Origin of the sequence: Pseudobutyrivibrio sp. YE44 (assembly GCF_900104335.1) — a bacterium.
Classification (GTDB): domain Bacteria; phylum Bacillota; class Clostridia; order Lachnospirales; family Lachnospiraceae; genus Pseudobutyrivibrio.
The window spans coordinates 543,286-563,511 of the sequence record NZ_FMXT01000002.1; the positions used below are offsets into that span (position 1 = coordinate 543,286).

Sequence of the window (20,226 nt, forward strand, 5' to 3'; positions counted from 1 at the left end):
GCCGGCAGTGGGACTTGAAGCTGCAGGATGTTTAAACATCCCACTAAAATCAATACTTTAGAAAGGTAAAAGTGGCATCGACGACTCAAGTCCACGACTAGTCCATGACTCATTTAACTAACAATAGTGTCTTCAAATAACCTACGGTCATCTTTGGGATATACAATACCTAAGATAGTTGCTTTGTTATCAACGCTATTTCCCTTTAACTGTTTAGAATGTGCCATATAATATAAGTGTTCATCACCACAATATACCTTATATAGCCAAGCTTCATCACCCATAGTCCTAATATCACTTGAAACTAAGGCAATTTCTTTTAACTGAGATTTTTCCAATGCTATTTCGTGCAAAAAATCTTTTTCACTTATTTCATGAATCCTGCCATAAAACCCAAAGAAAATACCTTGATTAATCGCCTCTCTAACTAAAAACATTTTTTCATAGAGCATCTTTTCTTCATCCGAAAGCTCTGTAAAATTATTCATTATGGCAATTGATTCCTTTGAAAATGGGAGAACTCTATTTTTTTCTCTAAAATCAAAGTATTCCTTTGCTTTTTCTTTATATAAGAACCCACGATTTGTATTATTATATAGAGAAAAACTTTTCTTCATTAACGTTCTATCAACTGCTAGTTTTACATTTGAGATTGAATTTGTAATACGAAACTTCCAGTTCTTTGGTATCTTATCACTTATATCTTCACCAACAAGACAACCGTGTGCAACTATATCAAATAGCCGTGATACTTCATCAGAAGCATTTACCAACTCGGTAAAAAGGTCATCTTCCCTAACCATATTTGCTATATTTACCAAAAAATCTTTTTCAGGATTGTCGTCCTCATTCAGCACATTCAATAAAGTTTGGTATATAACTCTATACGATGAAAAATAAAATCTGTTAACCTTAGATTCAACATACTGCTTATAAACCCCATATTGAAAATCACCGCGATACTTTTCTTCAACGTGATTGACTATATCTAAAAGTTTTCTCCCCTCATCTGTCTTTCTGAACTCTTTTCCAACTTTAATTGAATACTCCAAAACATTCATTTATTGTCCCTCCAATGTAGCTCTGATTTTATAGATTAGTATTCTAGAAGTAATACCACATATTTTTTTTGCATCTATTGTAGTAATATAGCGCATAGTTATACCATGTATTAATTTATTTCTTGTACTTCGTAAATCCACAAGCAATTTCTTTTCATCTTCAGTAATAGGAATATTTAACCTATTAATTAAGTTCCCTAGCTTTGTATTGAAGTTGGTCTCAGTTAACTTGTTTCTAATCATGTTTCCTATACTTGCATTCAACGAATTCAAATCTTCTTCAGAAAAGCCTACAATATCATTAATTACAGCCTTTTCAATAATACTGTCAATTAAAGCTTTACGTTCCTCATCCGTAAATTTCTTATCACGAACAGCTAATGAACGCTCGTCAAAAATATTCAATCCTGTTTCGCCATTTATAATAAATTCTAAAGCCGTAGAGCAATATATTAATTTGTCATACTTATCATCCGTCTTCCAAGCCTGAACAATCCATTTGATTGCATACTCTAATCTCAAATTTTTCTTATCACATTCTTGTATCTTTGTAAAAAAGGCATCTATCCAATCCTTCTCAAATAGTGATTCGGATTCTTCATTAATTATTATTGAAGTAGGAGATAGTTTTTTCTTGTCATCAAAGGTTATCGATTCACCTGTTAAACAGTTTTCCAAATAAAACAATGTATCTAATTCTATGTTTGGAGTATGGGCGCAAACATCCCAAACACAATTCTTTTGTCCATCCGTTCCATACCAATCAGTGAACATATCATTTTTTATAGCTAGAGAGATAAAATCACAAGCATAGCTAAGAAGATTCTTACCTTTCTCATAGGCCTTATAAAATGAAGTTTCCTTAACATTAACCCAAACAACAGTCTTTTCACCTTCAATTTTAGAGAATTCTTCTTCAAAATTCTTTGACGTCGTTACATTGCCTATCCGTACTGAACCTATTACTAAATCCTGTATATCTACTTGAAGATTATTTATAACACCCACAATTATATAATCCTCATCTTTCGCAGCATATGATTCAGGAAATGCAACCTCAGTCACTCCACTATCAGCCGTATTCACAAGAAACTCCACAAATTTAAACGGATGAATACCATTTTCGCATGTCATATTTCCGCATCTAGACGATTGAATAATTTCCATCGGATAGGGATGAATATAGAAGACAAAAGCACTATCTACCACTTGTATTCTAACGATATTACCTGAATATCTAACAATCTCTTTTTCAAGCTTTAGTTCAAAACTACAATCTGTATATAACCCAAGATTTAATAGTTCTTTATTATTATCATCTATGGAAAGCCCTACAATCATTCCGCCATCTGATACTGACGTAAAAGCAGTGTAAAAAGAAAGTGGATACTCGATATCATTAACGATTAAACAAGAATCTTCTATAGTTGTACCAACAGTATTCAAGCTCTCATAGGCATGAACCAATCCCTTTGTATCCAATGCATTTTTGTAACGGTAAATATCTGGCGTGCTTGTTGCACCTATCCTTGAATAAAGTGCACGCTCTATATTAGTAACCGCTTTCATTTGTTCACTAGAAACCGAAACTCCTTTGCCAGAGTTAATTTCAGCAAAAAAATTCATTCTACTATTGTCATAGGTATAAGTTAGCATCCTGAAACAATTACTTGCCGTTCCAATAATCATCCCAGAGTCAATTGTACAGTCTAAATGATTAATTGTTATTGTGTCCCCAACAAATAATTTGTCGTGAACAGATTTGACTATTTTTCCCATGTTAATACTCCCTTTGTATTTTGTATGACTCTCAAATTATTATATCGCATATACGAATCAATTGAAGAATAATTCTAAATATAAAAACAGTGCGCAAAAAGCGCACTGCATACATAATTAAATATAACTCCAATAGTATCCACCACATTTCGTGTTGTTTTTTAATGCATATCTTAAAGATGGAATGGTAACTCCCATAGCTTCAGATGCTTCTTTAAGAGAAAAATATTCTTTTCCTGTATCAATACATCGTACTGGCTTTCCACGTTTCTTTTCTCGACATGAAGGACATCCGCGACCTGCATTTCTGTTTAAAATAGTAGCATACCATGAGTATCCACAGTCTTTGCATATCCACCAAGCTTTTTTTGCACTACCAGCCACGACCATATCTGGTTTCAAATCGCTGTTCTTCTCATAGTCCCACTCACTAGCAAGGTCAGGATTTGTTGTTGCCAAGTCATTAAAATCCTTCAATACCTTTTTATTCGTGCATATTGGACACTTACTGTTAAATCGCTCAGACGCTCGTGTTGAAATGAATGATTCAAAAGAATGTCCCTTAGCGCATTTCCACCAGACTTTTTTATTATCGTTTTTTCCATATTCTTCGGGACCTTTTTTGTTTTTCTCATAATCCCATTCTTTGCACAAATCAGGATGAGTCTGCGTCAAATTATGTAGTTTCCTTTTCCCCGAACAATAAGGACAACCTGTTTTCCGCTTACCAGTTCTACTATCAACCAGAGCGTAATAACTATGCCCATTGGAGCATTTCCACCATACTCTAGCATTGCTGTGAGGAGCAATATCATTTGGTGTCAAATCTCCATTTTTCTCGTAATCCCAATCTTTAGCTATTTCTGGAAATTTCAATGCCAAAGTATTTCCCAAACTCTGATTTCGCTGTTTTACGGTTTCTTTTAGCTTTATGGCGTAACCACAGAGAGGACAACCTGTATTAGCTGAAACTCTAACCACTATTTTTGCCTTCCATGAATTACCACATGTTTTGCATTTCCACCATACAGCTTCAGATGATGTTGGCTTATAGTTATCTGGACTTTTATCATTATTCATCGAATAATCCCATTCATCAGCAATTTCGGGGTACTTAGTTTTTAAATCATTTTCGCCTTTTACAAATGTTTTACCTAGACAAATAGGACAGCACCTACTATTAACCATCAGTCTAATCGATTTTTTAAATGAATGTCCTTTATCGCATTTCCACCAAGCACACTTATTGCTACCATAATATACATTGTCTGGGGATGTTGATTTATTTTGATTGTAATCCCACCATTCCACTACACTAGGATATTGTGAAAGCAAGTCATTATATCCCTTCAATACTCGTAATCCAATGCATATTGGGCACTTTCCTTGTCCGAATACTCTATTATTGGGAGACATTAAATAGGAATGTCCTTTGTCACACTTCCACCAATACTTTTTCTGAGACCCCGGCATTATTTCGTTAGGTTTTACATCATTTTTCTCAAAATCCCATTCATTCTCTAAATATGGATAACGCGTAATCATATCATTATATCCGCTTAACACCTTATGATTTGTGCAATAAGGGCAAGAATTAGCCGTACTGCTAAATTTGTTTGAAGGTGACGCTTTGAAAGAATGACCTAATGAACAAATCCACCAATAATTTTTATTCGAAGTAAAGTTAACCATATCTGGAGTGATGTTCTTATTTTTCTCAAAATCCCACTCTTTAATTGCTTCAGGATGGTTAACAGAAATAGACTTATCATGCAAAACTTCTATGAATTGTTGCATGATATTTCCTCTATCTTCAACTACATCAATAGTATCTTTAGAATAGTCTACTTGAAGAATATCTAATAATCTTTTAATCACTTCGTTCAAAGATTCTTCATCAATTTGCTCTCGATGTATCAAGCAGTCACAATAATTATCTATGTTTATATCAAACTCTGATACTCTGATAAGTTTAATATTTCGTTCCTTACATAAAGAATACTTCAAACGTCCTTTTTCAATTTGGTTAGCAGATTTATGCCATGCTACGCCGTCATATTCTATACCTACTTTTAATGATGGGATGTAAATATCAAGTTCTAATAAACCACGCCCTTTTTTATAGTCTGAAAATACCGACCTACAACTATTTTCCACATCTTCAAAATACTTTTGTAAATAATAGTATATCGCCTGTTCAGGGAATGACGTTCTGACATGTTTCCTACATTTGGGACAACCACTTCCATTTATAGCTCTATTTTTAATCGAAGCTATCCAATTATTGCCGCATGTCGAACAAACCCACCAAACTTTTAGCCCGCTATTAGAAGAATATTCTTCCGGCTTTAAATCTTGATTTTTCTCATAGTCCCATTCTTCTAACAGTTCTTTATATTGAACAGCGAAACGATTATTCTCGTTAAGTAATCTAGTAGCTCTATATGATTTAACTCGCTTGATATCCGCACACTGCGGACAACCTCGTTCTCCTGATTTTCTATCATTCATTTTTGTTTGCCATTCAAATCCACATAAATGGCATTTCCACCAAACCTTCTTATTACTGCCCCTTGTTAGCTGAGATGGAGTGTATTGTGTGTTCTTATCATAATTCCAGTCAACTAATAACTCAGGACAAACTGTGGCTATATCATTAAAACCAGACAAAACTTTTTTTCCAGAGCAATATGGACACCCTTGACCTCGACCAACTCTTTTATCAGGAGTCGCCTCGTATGAATGACCTTTATCACAAACCCACCAAACCTTCTTATTCGAATGAGGCGCAACTTTGTCGGGTGTTATCCCCACATTCAATTTATAATCCCATTCTTTCGCTATTTCCGGATATTTATCAATCAAAGAATTAGCACCCATGCACAATACATCCCTTCCAATGTATATATATATATATATAAATGATATCACAAAAGAATGAATCAAATGTAACTCATTCGCTTCTCGTAAGAGATCAGCGAATGAGAGATAATAACAACTTAACAAATAGGAGCCCCCGAGGAGCTCCTATAATCATTTCTTTCTTTTATAATAACCACTGGCACGTCTTAGTTCGTAGCACTTTCTACAACCTGAGCCACCACATCTATTCGCAATCGCTGCTTGCCACAAGTGACCACTAGCACACTTCCACCAAACTTTTACTCTCGAACCTTTTGTAAAATACTCAGGAAGAAGAGGATAATTCTTTTCGTAATCCCAGTCCTGAAGAAGATTTGGGTATAGTTTTGCTATAGAGTTTTCTTTAATCAAAGATACTTTTGATTCAAGAATTTCATGATAGTCTCTTTGTATATCTATTTCAAAAGCTCTTTCTACTTGTAAATAATTAAATAAATCAGTACAAGTTTCTTTTAACAATTCCCAAGTTGTGCAATCACATGATAAATTCATAGCATTCAACGTGTGCTCTAATGGCTTCTCACGAAGTCTTATTAACTGAATACCATTATTTTTACAATAATTATCTTTTTTAATTTCTCGTTCAATGGCGCCAGACACGGAATGAAAATACGAGCCATCATATTCAATAGCCAACTTCTTTGACGGTACAAATATATCTAATTCATATCCATCCACAATAAATCTATTTTCAGCATCTGGAAATACTTTCTTCATATAATAAAAAATAGCTTGTTCAACAAAAGATGTCCCGTTGTTATTACAAGAAGGGCAGCCTCTACCATGTGCCCTGTTATTAATCTTTGCCTTCCAAGAATTTCCACATATAGGACATCTCCACCATACATGTTTCGCAGCATGAGATAAAACCTTATCAGGAGTTAAAGGGGCATTCTTTTCATAATCCCATTCTTCAGCAAGTTTTGGATTGAGTGTCTGCAAATCATTTTCGCCTGAAATAACTCTTTGCCCAGCGCAATAAGGACAGTTTGCTTTTTTTGATGTCCTCTGGTTTACCTGCTGTTTAAAAGAATGACCTTTTTTACATTTCCACCATACTTTTTTATTAGACGAAGCAGGAATGATTGAAATATCAATTTTAGCATTCTTTTCATAATCCCATTCATCACGTAAATGAGGATACTGTTCAAATAACGGATTATTTTCTGCCATTGTTCTCAATCGAAGTATTTTCCCTCGTTCCAAAGAACACTCTGGACAGCCCGTTCCATTACCACCATGGGTTCTTGAATAAACTATAGCATTCCAAGAATTACCACATTCTGTGCACTTCCAAAATGCACGGGCGTTTGAACCAGCTGTGATAGTATCAGGGTCAATTGTATTTTTTTCATAATCCCATTCTTTCTTCAGCTCAGGATTTGTAAAGAACAAATTATTATATCCAACTAACACTTGTTTATTCGAACAAATAGGACATGAATTCCCTCTTACTCTTGTATTAATCTGCGCCTTCCAGCTATGCCCCTTATTACATTTCCACCAGACCTTCTTTTCAGAACCTTTCCCCACTTTCAACGGGTCGCATTTCTGATTCTTCTCATAATCCCATTCATCCATTAATTCTGGGCAAACTGTCGCTAAGTCATTATAACCAACTTTAATTCTAAGATTTTGACAGTATGGGCATCCTGTCTTTGTTCTGTTGTTTGGTGAAATGTGCCAAGAATTTCCACAGTCCTTGCATTTCCACCAGACTTTTTTTGCAGAAGCGTAGACTATTTCGTCGGGTAATAATTCTCCATTCTTTTCATAATCCCACTCGCCAGCGATTTCAGGTCGCTGACTCAACAAATCATTAAATCCTTTTTTTACCCTCAGGTTTGCACAATAAGGGCATCCACTACCTTTTCTTGCTCTATTAACAATAGAAGCTTGCCAAGTACTTCCACAAGTTTTGCACTTCCACCAAGCCACTGTTGCAGACCCTGAAGTAATCGCCTCTGGATTAATATCAGCTTTATCATTTTCTTCCCATAGCCACTCATCCATTAAATCAGGATTCAAAGACGCAAAATCGTTAAATCCTGCAAGTACTTGATGATTAGAACAAAACGGACAACCATTATTTCTAGAGGTGCGCTTTGTGACCGCACATTGATATGCGTGCCCCTTATTACATTTCCACCAGTACTTCTTATTTGATTGAGGCGCAACATCCTCAGGTCGCACATCTTCATTCAAATCATAAGCCCATTCTTTAGCAACTTCTGGATATTCACTTAGTAATGATTTCTTTTCCATATACTCCATACCAATTATAAACATGTATAAATATTAGGAATCACCACGATATGTAGCTAACATTAATTTCTCAACATCTAATAAACATCATAATAATTCCTGAAAATGAAATAATCAATTTTTATCATGGTGTATTCTCATTATAGCTGTTATAATATCATACGTTGTCGCAACTCCATTCTGACAGCAGAAAGGAGGTGTACGACTTGGAACTAATAATCACTTTTTTGATCTCCGTCGCAGCATCTGTAGTCGGCTACTACATTTGCAAATGGCTAGATGGAGATGACAGCGACAATTAGCCTAGCGGATGCTCAACCGTATAAAATGAGAAAAAACCCTAGAGAGCGGCCACTCTCTAGGGTTTTGTTTTTGTACAACTTGAAAATAATCACTTTTCTAGCTGCTTATACATTAACATGTTTCTGCTAAAAAGTCAAAAAAAAAGAAAATACCTCTAGTTCTACTAGAGGTATTTTTTCGATGCCGGCAGTGGGACTTGAACCCACACGATGTTGCCATCAACAGATTTTGAGTCTGCCTCGTCTGCCAATTCCGACATGCCGGCGTCCGAAGATTAGTATACTAAAAGGGGCTTCTATTTTCAACAAGAAAATTAAAAAGAAGAGGACAATTATTTGTTGTAATCCACCTAGCCAGCTATGATTGATAAAAACTATTACTTGTAATTCTTTTCATCAAAATCAGCAGGTCTTTTTTTCTTATCAATATGTTCAAATTCTATCCCTGTCCATTCAGTCTCTGTTCCAAGTGTAAATAAATAGAAGTCGAAATACACATAATCTCCTTCCTTTACATGTATATTTCTACATGTTCCAGAATAGGATATAACCTTTTTTCCATCAAAAACATTTATACTAACTTTGTCTTTTTTTATTTCTGTTATCAAGCCCTCGTACTCATAATGCTTATATTCTGAAAACGGCTCATTTGTTTTCATTATGGAATCATCAATCTTGTAGTTAGAATCCTTATATAGTTTATAAAATTCTTCTTGTTGCTCTTCCGTTAAATTGCAAAGCATTATCCTGTCATTTGAATAATAATTTGAAACCAATTCTTGTTGCTTTAAATAAATATCTCTAATTGAACATGCATCATCAAATGATAAGTCAAAATAAGACTCCTCTTTTTCTTTCAAAGCAAGATTGTTAAATGCTTTCTCTATATTGTCGAGGTCTTCGCTATGAATTCTATGAATCGAATCAACATAATCATCATATAACTCATTATTTTTTGAGAATCTAAACATTTCATTTTCTTGTAAATATACATCTTCAAGTTCTTCAATAGAAACATCTTTGCCAGTAAAATAATTGTAGTAACATAAGTTTATCAATAAACCGTTTTCATGGAATTTAATATCACTATCTTCTCTATACGCCCAGAAAATATACCAATTTTTTGGAAACTTGTCATTATCTACAGTAAATATACTTCGATGTGATATTATGCCCCACCCTATCAACAACACAAAAATAAATATTATTAATACTGCAATTATTTTTAAATCTGTTTTTTCACTCATTGTTTATGTAACCATTTCTAGTTGTCTTGATATATTATTTCTGAAGATGCAGCTTCGGTTTTTTCTTTTCGGATGGCTTCCTCCTCTTCTGTACTCTCTTGAAATTCTATATCATTGTCCTTACAGAATTGCTCAACAGGTGCTCCCTTTGGCGCTTTAATTATACTTTTTACATCGTACAAATCATCATATGATATGTCTTGATTGTTCCCATAAAAAGTAACCTCGTTCTCATATCCAAACTCCAAGCACATGTTTAATGAATCTGGAAGATACAAGGTCCTTGTTTTTTCTTCGTTGTCTTTTCCTATAACGGAAAATACGTTGATATTTTTAACGCCCTCAGGAATCACAATTTCATCTTTAGGGCCATTATAAAACAGCAAAACCCCATCTCCAACCACGTAATACTTGTCATTCTTGTGGGCTTCGCTATAACCTGTTTCTTCAAAGTTAAATACTATTTTTTTCACAGAACTAGGTATGACAACATCTTTTAATTGCGGACACTTTGCATATTCAAATTCAATCTTTTCAATTCCATCTGGGAAAAATATTTTTTCAAAATTTTTACAATTAATAATATCAACACAATCTTCTTTTATGCCGTTTTCATACTCCAACTCTCTTAAAACGTCATTTTCCTTGATTTTAACTATATATTCAATATCAGGCGGAACAACTATCTTTTCTACTGTTTTGCTATTACTGAATGTTTCTTTTGAAACATATTTAATTTTGAACGGCCCAATATGTGTAGACAACACAACTTTAGTATCATTTCCTGTATATTCAGTAAGCCTAATTGTACACCTTTCATCTGTGTTAAACTCATATTTGTAATCCCCAATTATGCCGTTCATACTCAGCACAAGAATTATGACTATAAATACTATTATGCCAAGACAACAACTACCAAATATTATCATTTTGCGTTTCAATATATTTCTCCTTCTTACTCGTCAATTTTTCAAATAATCTTGCACATAAGGAATTTTTACTTCCATACCCTCACGATTATTCCCAATAGCATTTGAAAAAGCAGTACTTAATTTGTCTTCATTTTCAATAAATTCATCATTAAAAGCATTTACACATTGTGTCAATAGGTCCACCGGTATATCTGTAAATGATTTATACATTGAATTATTATCACTATTAGTATTTCCATAAAAGAAAAAGTTCAACGCTGCCTTCTTTTCTTCTATCGAATAATTGCCATCACTTATAGCTCCAATTGCTTTTCCAACTCTTCTTTCAATGTTAAATTTTGCGGATATATTAGAATAATCATTTTCACTATACATAAATAATATTCCGCTTTGCTCCCACTCTCGCATTGCTTGTATCCTATAGTAATCATTTATTTTCAGATAATAATGATCTCCATAAGTCATAACAGAGTAGAACATCATAGCCTGCTCTATATCATTTAAGGCTTCAATATAATCATTACCGGATTCATATCGATCATAAAAATCCCCAATGGCCCTAAAATATACACTTGTATATTCGTTTACATTTTTGAATCCTGGCACTGCATACCCCAGTGCAATAAGAGAGTCAATTTTAGAACCACCCTCACCATAAGTAAGAATGTCTACACCGAGTTTCATAACACTGGCTATTGCAGGATTATAAACTTCCACTATGCCTACAGGCAAGTCAATTATCGAAGTCATATAATCACGTAACGCTTTCCTTTTAACTGCTTTTTTTTGTGATTCTACTATTTCAGTGACAGCTTCAAGTTCATTAGTTTCATCTAAATCTATCTCAGTATTTATATGACTATCAGCCACCATACCATATACGCCATACATAGTATTTTTTAGTGGTATTACGTAGTAATCTAAAAGAATTGTATCTTTCCTATAAAAATCAAAATTTTCACCATCCTTATTATCAAACCCAACAGTACATGACCTAATATTATACTCATGGTACAACCTATATAATTTTGTCCATAATACTTCATTATGGTTAGCAATCTCCATACTTCTCACTAATCTTCCAGGTGTCCAATCGCAATCTTCGACTTTATTAGGATCAATTTCCCAAGCCATCGCAATATAATTATTTGCAGCAAATACACTACCTAATAGTATTGCTTCTACATATCCTTTTGCATAATCCGGATTCGTGTTAAGCGCTGCATTTACAAATGCTAGATATTCTTTATATCCACTGCCTCTATAATTATCATTAGCCAATGCAACCAGATGATTTCCTAATAGTATTTTTGCATTATAACTAAGATTTTCAGGATTAACCGTAAATACGTTTGAATAATCACGATTTGATTTGAATATTTTCTCATATAAACACAAATCTGCAGAATTCTGAGCAGTCAAATATAACGCTACCAATGATGCTTGTTTTTCATTTTTAGATAGCTTTGTACTATTTATTACATCAAAAATACTGTACTCATGTGCAAACCATTCAGGATGATTTTTATCAGCAGATTTAACATAACGAGTGGTTCTCTCTTCCGTGAGGTGCATCCATAAATCTTGAGCCTTATATTCCTTGCCATTTTTATACTCAAAAACAACGGCTGGTCCAATCATTTCAACAATTATTGAACTTTTTTTAGAATCATATCCAGGACAATTCTCGACTTTAACTTTCCCTAATTCAATCATATATTGCTTTGTCACATTATTTGAAATATATGACTTTACTTCATCTATTATATTAGAATTAAAAATTGTCTCATTTGAGCTTGGATTCGCATTTTTAAATTGCTCTAGAATGTTAGATACTCTACGTTCCTGCATCAAACATTTTCCTTCATCAAAATGACTATCTATAAATGCGATATCAACTTCAAATATTCGGGAAACTGCTTTCTTGGTGGTTACACTTGCATTTTCCCAATAGTCCTTAGTATTTGCTAACCCACTCAAATCTTTCCCATAAGTATCAAAAAGATTCTGAATCTCAGCATCTACCTTAGCATCCCCAGTAGCATAATTTCCAATATCAACTTTATTCTCTTTTTTCTTGCTCTTGGTATCTGCTTTACCCTTAGCCTTAGTCTTGCTCTTTCCAGTACCATCAGCTCTAAGGGTAGCGAAGCCACTTCTAGACTTCCCAACACCACCATTCCTATAGCTCCAAAATGATGGAAACAGAATATCCCCCTGGCTATGTCTAGTTCTAAATCCTCCTCTAGAGAAAATCTCAAGCCACACCTTTGGTGCATGCTTTTTGACGATACCCAAATCCTGCTTATCTATCATTCCATCAAAGATGCTAAGAGTATCTGCCTGCGATGGTTGAATGCCTAACTCTATCATTAGTTCCTGGGCTCTTTCCATCAAGCCACTTTCAGCCAGTTCACGACACACTGCATCATCATATTCTATAAAGCGCTGCATACAGTTATAAATGTATCCAGCTTCATCATCCTCTCCACCGCATAAATCAATCATGGCATTTCTGCAGCCTGAAAAATCTGGTGTTCTAATATTTCCATATTTGCTATATTTTTGTTGGCACCTAGAGGCTATTTCCTCTAAGGAATCAAAAATATCTACCGTCTCAAAATAAAGCTCCTTGAAATCATTATTTATCTTTTCTAAACTGTCATAATTTATTCTGAGGTCATAAGAATTATCCTCAAAATAAATTTCAAACATTCGAAGGCTATGCTCTGCAAACTCCATAGCATCCTTTTGAATTGCGATAATTTTATCCAAAAGAGGAACCTGCTCATTTGCCAACAAATCCTTTGCAGCATCTGCATCCTCTCCCTGCCATGCATCAGTTGTTGCCATATCCATCAAGCTTGCTCTGTGAATTTCTGCATACTTTTGATAGGTCTAGAAACTCTCAGCAATCTTATTAAAGAATTCTCTTGTAGCAACTGTGTTATAAAATTTACCATTATGTCTACCCATGTTGTCTGTTCTCCTAGTAAATCAACTTGTCTCAATGTAATATGTGCATACTCTCTTATTCAGATTTTAGACACAGCGCTGATATTATTGCATAAACAACATTTAAAAGCAATAAAAAAACACCCTTCTTTGTAAAGTATTGTTGTTTTGTAACCCAATATCTTTTCACAAAGAAGAATGTTCTATTATTATATTACTTTATTTTAAGATTCCGTCTACTACCCCAAGTCCATCGAAGGTTGCAAGATAATCCTTGATTGTTTCTGGTCGACGGATGAGCTTGAAGCTTCCATCCTCTTTTAAGAGAACCTCTGCACTCTTAAGCTTTCCATTGTAGTTGTAGCCCATTGAATATCCGTGAGCTCCTGTGTCATGAATAAAGAGCACATCACCCATATCAATCTTTGGAAGCTGACGGTCCACTGCAAACTTATCACAATTCTCACAAAGTGAACCAGTTACATCATAAATGTGATCCTCTGGTTCATGTTCTTTTCCAAGCACTGTCACATGATGATAAGAACCATACACTGCCGGACGCATCAAATCAACTGCACAAGCATCAACTCCAATGTATTCCTTGTAGATGTGCTTTTCATGAATGGCTGTGGTAACAAGTCCACCATAAGGGCCCATCATAAATCTTCCCATCTCAGTGAAGATTGAAACATCACCAAGTCCAGCTGGAACAAGGATTTCATCAAAGGCCTTGTGAACCCCCTCGCCAATCTTTGCAATATCATTTGGTTTCTGATCTGGACGGTATGCGATACCAACACCACCAGAAAGATTTACGAAAGAAAGAGAAATTCCTGTCTTTTCCTTAAGCTCAACAATAAGCTCAAAGAGAGTTCTGGCAAGAGTTGGATAATAATCGTTAGTAACTGTATTTGAAACAAGGAAGGCGTGAATTCCAAATTCCTCTACGCCCTTATCTTTAAGAATTTTATAAGCCTCAAAGATTTGGTCTTTAGTCATTCCATACTTGCTATCTCCAGGGTTGTCCATGATGCCATTGGCAAGCTCATAAACTCCACCTGGATTAAATCTGCAGCACATCTTCTTTGGAAAATGGCCAACAGTCTTTTCATAAAAATCAATGTGTGTGAAATCATCAAGATTAACGATAACGCCTAAATCATCAGCATATTTAAACTCTTCAGCAGGGGTATCGTTAGAAGAAAACATAATGTCATCTCCCTTGAAACCAATTTCATCAGAAAGAGCAAGTTCAACATAAGAAGCGCAGTCTACACCGCAGCCTTCTTCCTGTAGGATTTTCAGGATAAATGGATTTGGATTTGCCTTAACTGCAAAATACTCCTTAAAACCTTTGTTCCAGCTAAAAGCAGCATTAACAGCTCGTGCGTTTTCACGAATTCCCTTCTCATCATAGATGTTGAATGGAGTAGGAATTTGAGAAATTATTTCTTGGATTTTTTCTTTTGTAACAAATGGGGTTTTCATAAATAATTAATCTCCGCTAGTGTTTTTTTAAGTAGTGCATATTCGTCTGTTTCTGGCAGTTCGCGAAGAAGCTTTTTCAGGTCAGCTTCCAGCTGATCCTTTGATGCAGATGCGGAAATATAATTGGTATAAGGAACATCTGCACCCCGTTTCATAATGGCTTTGATGTTTTTAACGTAGCTTCTGGTTTCCCCATAAGGAGGAACACCGCCATATTCCTTCACTGCACTGCTGCCAGCGTTGTAGGCTGCCAGTGCTTTGTCTACATTTCCGTTAAATTCTTTTAGCTTCTCTGCAATATATTTTGCTCCTGCCATGATATTCTCATAGGCATCATATGGATTTTTAAGCCCTAGATACTTTGCAGTCTCTGGCATAATCTGCATGATTCCCATGGCACCACTTCGGCTAACAGCATCAGGATTGAATCCTGATTCCTGCTGAGCCATTGCAGTCAGCAAATCATAGCTTACTCCATACTTTTTGCTTGCTTCAATGAAAATATCCTTGTAACTTGTGGCGGTAGAAATCTTATTGGCCACAGTCTTGGTATTCAGTGCTTTTTCAAAGGCGCGACTTACATTTCCTGCTTTGTAGCTATCAGAACCTTCACTTTCTCTTAGCTTCTCTAGCACCTCTTCATAAATCGCATTTGCCCCTGGAGACACAACTGAAATTTTCATACCTCTTAACCCCTTTTTGAATAAACCATTATTCCCAAAAAGGTTGACATCAACACCTATCTCTGATATGCTTTTTCTTGCTGAAAAGCAAGCTGGTGTGGCTCAGAGGTAGAGCACTTCCTTGGTAAGGAAGGGGTCACGGGTTCAATTCCCGTCACCAGCTTTTTTTGTTGCCTTAAAGTTCTGCTCAAGATTAATAAATTATGAATGTTGATTTGGTTTTGAGCAGAGCTCTTCTAACTTGCTCTACACTTTACCATAATAAAGTGATGATGTAAACCTATTCCAACTATATTTATGGTATCTGATATTATTTCTCGATTCAATTTATCTCAAATAGGTTTCAAAAACTTTTCATAATTATACAAAAAAATGAGCTCCAGCCTTAATAACTGGAGCTCATTTTACTATCAAAACTTAGGCTATCTCACATACTCCACCAAAAGTCTGAAGGTGTTCTCCACGCCTTTTCTATGAGAGCGTTCGTAGCCGTGGCTGGCATATACACCAGCGCCAATGAGGCCATGCTTTACATCATAACCAGCCTTAAGTGCTGCGTCAGCGTCAGAGCCATAATGAGGATAGACATCGATGGCAAAATCAATATCATTCTTCTTTGCAGTGTTTACAAGAGCAGTCACAACATCATAGTTGTAAGGACCTGCTGAATCCTTTGCACAGATGCTGACCTGTGTTTCCTTGCAATCAAGGCCTTCACCGATACAGCCCATATCAACAGAAAGAATTTCTGTAACACCTGTTGGAACTGTGCCGCAAGCACCATGTCCAACCTCTTCATATACAGTGATATGATGATAAACCTTTCTCTCAGGAGTGATTTTGTTGTCAGCAAGATACTTTGCCTGACCAAGAAGGATTCCTACAGAAAGCTTGTCATCAAGGAAACGACTCTTAATGTAGCCAGATTCTGTAACCCTTGTACGAGGCTCGAAGGCAACAATGTCACCAATCATAATACCAAGCTTCTTGGTGTCCTCTGCACTTGCCACTTCCTCATCAATAACAACCTCCATACCCTTAAATTCACGAGTCTTTGTGCTGTAGTCGTCATTTACATGAACTGAAGCATCGTTAAGCTGGAAGGTACCCTCGTATATCTTGCCCTCACGAGTGTAGATGCGACAGTTTTCTGCCTCGCCATTGTTTGGAGAAAAACCGCCAAGAGGAGTAAGCTCAAGATTGCCGTTGCTCTTAATCTGGCAAACCATTCCTCCAAGTGTATCCATGTGAGCTTCAATAAGGATTGCATCATCTTCCTTCTTACCGCCAAGATCCACAAGGATTCCACCCTTTGTGGTCATAACAGGCTTGTAACCAAGCTTTTCGTATTCTGCCATAAGATGCTTTGCAGCTGTGGATGTAAAACCTGTCGGGCTATCAATTCCCAAAATATCTACAGTCTGCTGCACCATGTAATCAACATAATTTTTTGTATCCATATTACTTCTAGCCTCCATTAATAATTGATTATTCTATTCCAACCTCTTCCTTTGCCATTCTGTCAGCGGCTTCATTTCCCGGAATGCCAGTGTGAGCCTTCACATGAACAAAGTTTACTTTCAGCTTATCCCTAAGCTGCATATATTCTTCCACATAAAACTTGGAGATTTTTTTATTAGTCTTCCACATTCCTGTAGGCCATTTTTCAACACCCTCGTAATCATAGAAAAGTGTCATTTCTGTAAGACCAAGCTCAACTGCCTTGTGCATCGCTGCCACCGCGCCGTGAACCTCTCCTGCTACATTTCGTGATACAGCTTCCTCTGGATCATTTCCATTGCCACGGATTTCAACATCATCCTCAGAATTACTATAATGAAGAAATCCTCCGAAGCCATAAACTCCTGTAGCTATATTATAGGAGCCATCCGTAAATGCGTATATTTCTGGAAGATTTGTAACACCATCCTCTTTATTAGGGGAAACGGCGTTTACGCTAGCATTTTCTGCCACACCAGCCATAAAAGCCTCCGCCTCGGCTAAGGTCTCAAAGCCTTTGAAAACAGCACCTGGAAAGCCTGATGTATTAGCCTGACACTCTGGCCAGGTCTTATAAATGCCTGGAGTTTTTCCAACTCGAACAGCATAAAAATTTTTCTTTGCCATTTTATTCTCCTTGTAATTTCATTAGAAATCTTTTTTATTGTAACATATATGACACGCCAATTCCTCAACAGTTACTTACTTTCGATTACCGTTTATTCTTTTTCAAATAAAAAAAGGATAAAACACTAAACCTGTAATCTAGTGCTTTATCCCTATCTTATCTTTACTCACTGCTGCCTAATAAACTAGTAAGCTGTATTAGTCTTCATCTAAAACATGTATTTCCAAATAATCAAATGGAATCTCATCTACAAAATTATCCTGAGTGAATCTGGCTTTGCCATGACGCTTAAACTCACGAATGGTAGAATCTAACCAAACTGGCTTACTAGTGTCGAACTCGTAGCTGGCCTTATCCACTGCATTGAAAATCTTGTGAGTGCGAGTCTCCTCAGAATCATCTTCTATTACAAGGTCATGTAAAAGACGATTGTCTTTCCATGATTTAAACCATATTCTCATGTTCAGTCTCCAATAAAATCCAGTCTGTTACACTAACAATCCTGAGAGTTACTTTCAGTCACTAGATGTTCCTTGCAGTAACCTCAGAGATTGTTAGTTACAGACTTCATCTAATTCTTCTTTGTCTCTGGGCCTCGTAAATAAGAATGCTCGCTGCCACAGATGCGTTAAGTGATTCCAACTGGCCCTCCATAGGAATTCGTAAATACGAAGTGGCATGACCTGCCATTTCATCTGTGAGGCCATTGCCTTCGTTTCCAATCATGAAGGCTGTAGGGCCTGTGTAGTCAAATTCGTCGTGGAAACGCTGTCCCTTAAGGTGAGCTGCATACACTGATACTCCATGTTCAGCCTTGAGCTGTTCGATGGTCTCGCCCAAATCGGCGACTACCAAATGCGGCATTCTAAAGATGCTACCCATGGTAGAACGAACCACCTTTGGAGAATAAATGTCTACAGTGGTGGTGTTCATAATGATGCCTGTAGCGCCGGCGCCTTCGGCTGTACGGATGATGGTGCCCATGTTGCCAGGGTCTTGAAGGGATTCAAGAATCACTATATGAGCTGGCTTGCCTGAGTCTGTGCCAAGCACCTGAGATAATGTGAAATCCTGCATGCGAACAAGGGCCAAAACTCCCTGAGGAGTGACAGTGTCACTCATGGAATTGAAGGCAGACTTTGCCACCTCTTCAAGCTGAGCCTCCGGTGCCTTAGACCTGATGTCAGCCAAGAAACTCTGGCATTCTGAAGAAGAGCCAAAGCCCTCCACATAGTAAACAGCCTGTAAAAGATCAGCTGGCACTTCAGCTACAGCACGTATTCCCTCAACCACAAAAAGCCTTTGAGCTTTACGCTCTCTGGCTTTTTTGTTAAGTGCTATTATGTTTTTGATTTGATTATTCTGTGTACTTGTAATCATTGTTCAACGAATTGCAAATCTTATACTGATATTCATCAACGTCCTTGTGCATTGCAAGAGCCTCATCGATATCGAAATCAACGAACTCACCGTGACGATAACCAACTACACGGTTTGTCTTGCCTTCGCAAAGAAGATCAACTGCCATAGCACCCATTGTAGATGCGTATACACGATCCTTACATGTAGGTGAACCACCACGCTGCATGTGACCAAGGATAGTAGCACGTGTCTCAATACCTGTAGCTGCTTCGATACGCTTTGCCATAGATGTTGAGTGACCAACGCCCTCTGCGTTGATGATGATGTGGTGCTGCTTACCCTTCTTACGTCCCTCGATGATGTGATTTACAAGCTTCTGCTCGTCGTAATCATATCTCTCTGGAAGAAGAACATCCTCTGCACCGTTTGCGATACCACACCAAAGAGCGATGTAACCTGCTCCACGACCCATAACCTCGATGATAGAGCAACGCTCGTGTGATGTAGATGTATCACGAACCTTATCGATAGCTTCCATAGCTGTGTTAACAGCTGTGTCGAAACCGATTGTATATTCTGTACAAGCGATATCAAGATCGATTGTACCTGGAAGACCGATTGTGTTGATACCGAACTTAGAAATCTTCTGAGCACCCTTGAAAGAACCGTCACCACCGATAACTACAAGGCCATCAATGCCTGCAGCGATAGCGTTCTTTGCAGCCTTTTCCTGATATTCAGGATCAAGCATCTCAAGACATCTAGCAGTCTGAAGAATAGTACCACCACGCTGGATAGTCTCAGAAACGCTGTGTGCGTTCATATCTATAATTTCGCCAGAAAGAAGTCCAGCGTAACCTCTTCTGATTCCTTTAACTGTCTTGCCTCTTGCGATAGCCTGACGAACAACTGCACGGATAGCAGCGTTCATACCAGGAGCATCTCCACCAGAGGTAAGAACACCAATTGTCTTTACCTTATCTGCCATTTTGATAATTCCTCCTAAATGTATCCCTCTTCAAACAATCCGCATCTATTTTATCTTCTTTTGCAAACGTTTTCAATACATATATAAAAAAAGACCAGCTAAAAACTAACGAAA

At 36.6% G+C, this 20,226-nt stretch carries 14 protein-coding genes and 2 tRNA genes; 1 reads left to right on the forward strand and 15 read right to left on the reverse strand.

Annotated elements, in window-relative coordinates; all coding sequences use genetic code 11:
• Positions 1-113: 113 nt before the first annotated feature.
• From BLR54_RS06540 to BLR54_RS06585, 10 genes are all read right to left on the reverse strand, one after another.
• Positions 114-1,061: a hypothetical protein gene (locus tag BLR54_RS06540; RefSeq protein ID WP_090418417.1), complete on the reverse strand. Its 948-nt coding sequence runs from the start codon at positions 1,059-1,061 to the stop codon at positions 114-116.
• On the reverse strand, positions 1,062-2,840 hold the full coding sequence (locus BLR54_RS06545; RefSeq protein WP_090418420.1) for a hypothetical protein: 1,779 nt from the start codon (positions 2,838-2,840) through the stop codon (positions 1,062-1,064).
• A 117-nt stretch (positions 2,841-2,957) separates the two neighbouring features.
• A complete protein-coding gene (locus tag BLR54_RS06550) occupies positions 2,958-5,720 on the reverse strand; it encodes a zinc-ribbon domain-containing protein (protein ID WP_090418423.1) in 2,763 nt (920 codons plus the stop codon).
• Between the two features lie 153 nt (positions 5,721-5,873).
• Positions 5,874-8,027, reverse strand: a complete 2,154-nt coding sequence (locus BLR54_RS06555; RefSeq protein WP_176761873.1) for a zinc-ribbon domain-containing protein — start codon at positions 8,025-8,027, stop codon at positions 5,874-5,876.
• Between the two features lie 484 nt (positions 8,028-8,511).
• Positions 8,512-8,595 (reverse strand) — tRNA-Leu (locus BLR54_RS06560).
• Positions 8,596-8,706: 111 nt separating this feature from the next.
• Positions 8,707-9,576: a hypothetical protein gene (locus BLR54_RS06565; protein WP_090418431.1), complete on the reverse strand. Its 870-nt coding sequence runs from the start codon at positions 9,574-9,576 to the stop codon at positions 8,707-8,709.
• Between the two features lie 17 nt (positions 9,577-9,593).
• The gene (locus BLR54_RS06570; protein WP_090418434.1) at positions 9,594-10,517 is read right to left on the reverse strand and encodes a leucine-rich repeat protein; all 924 of its coding nucleotides are present in this window, start codon (positions 10,515-10,517) and stop codon (positions 9,594-9,596) included.
• A 21-nt stretch (positions 10,518-10,538) separates the two neighbouring features.
• Positions 10,539-13,361: a hypothetical protein gene (locus BLR54_RS06575; RefSeq protein WP_176761874.1), complete on the reverse strand. Its 2,823-nt coding sequence runs from the start codon at positions 13,359-13,361 to the stop codon at positions 10,539-10,541.
• Positions 13,362-13,682: 321 nt separating this feature from the next.
• Positions 13,683-14,951, reverse strand: a complete 1,269-nt coding sequence (locus tag BLR54_RS06580) for a diaminopimelate decarboxylase (RefSeq protein ID WP_090418441.1) — start codon at positions 14,949-14,951, stop codon at positions 13,683-13,685.
• Positions 14,948-15,634 (reverse strand): lytic transglycosylase domain-containing protein, encoded by a 687-nt coding sequence (locus tag BLR54_RS06585; RefSeq protein ID WP_090418444.1) that lies wholly within the window; start codon positions 15,632-15,634, stop codon positions 14,948-14,950. Before BLR54_RS06585 ends, BLR54_RS06580 begins: the two co-directional genes overlap by 4 nt.
• Positions 15,635-15,725: 91 nt before the next feature.
• On the opposite strand from BLR54_RS06585, the gene BLR54_RS06590 reads away from it, so the two are divergent.
• A tRNA-Thr gene (locus tag BLR54_RS06590) sits at positions 15,726-15,797 on the forward strand.
• A 259-nt stretch (positions 15,798-16,056) separates the two neighbouring features.
• Here the strand turns inward: BLR54_RS06590 and BLR54_RS06595 are convergent.
• The 5 genes from BLR54_RS06595 to pfkA all read right to left on the reverse strand — a co-directional run bounded on the left by BLR54_RS06595 (position 16,057) and on the right by pfkA (position 20,112).
• On the reverse strand, positions 16,057-17,094 hold the full coding sequence (locus tag BLR54_RS06595) for a M42 family metallopeptidase (protein ID WP_090418447.1): 1,038 nt from the start codon (positions 17,092-17,094) through the stop codon (positions 16,057-16,059).
• A 28-nt stretch (positions 17,095-17,122) separates the two neighbouring features.
• Positions 17,123-17,761, reverse strand: coding sequence for a ribonuclease H1 domain-containing protein (locus BLR54_RS06600; RefSeq protein ID WP_090418450.1), 639 nt, complete (start codon positions 17,759-17,761; stop codon positions 17,123-17,125).
• 198 nt (positions 17,762-17,959) lie between these two features.
• A complete protein-coding gene (locus BLR54_RS06605; RefSeq protein WP_090418452.1) occupies positions 17,960-18,223 on the reverse strand; it encodes a hypothetical protein in 264 nt (87 codons plus the stop codon).
• A 106-nt stretch (positions 18,224-18,329) separates the two neighbouring features.
• Positions 18,330-19,142, reverse strand: a complete 813-nt coding sequence (locus BLR54_RS06610; RefSeq protein WP_090418455.1) for a TrmH family RNA methyltransferase — start codon at positions 19,140-19,142, stop codon at positions 18,330-18,332.
• A complete protein-coding gene (pfkA, locus tag BLR54_RS06615) occupies positions 19,120-20,112 on the reverse strand; it encodes a 6-phosphofructokinase (RefSeq protein ID WP_090418458.1) in 993 nt (330 codons plus the stop codon). Before pfkA ends, BLR54_RS06610 begins: the two co-directional genes overlap by 23 nt.
• Positions 20,113-20,226 lie beyond the last annotated feature (114 nt).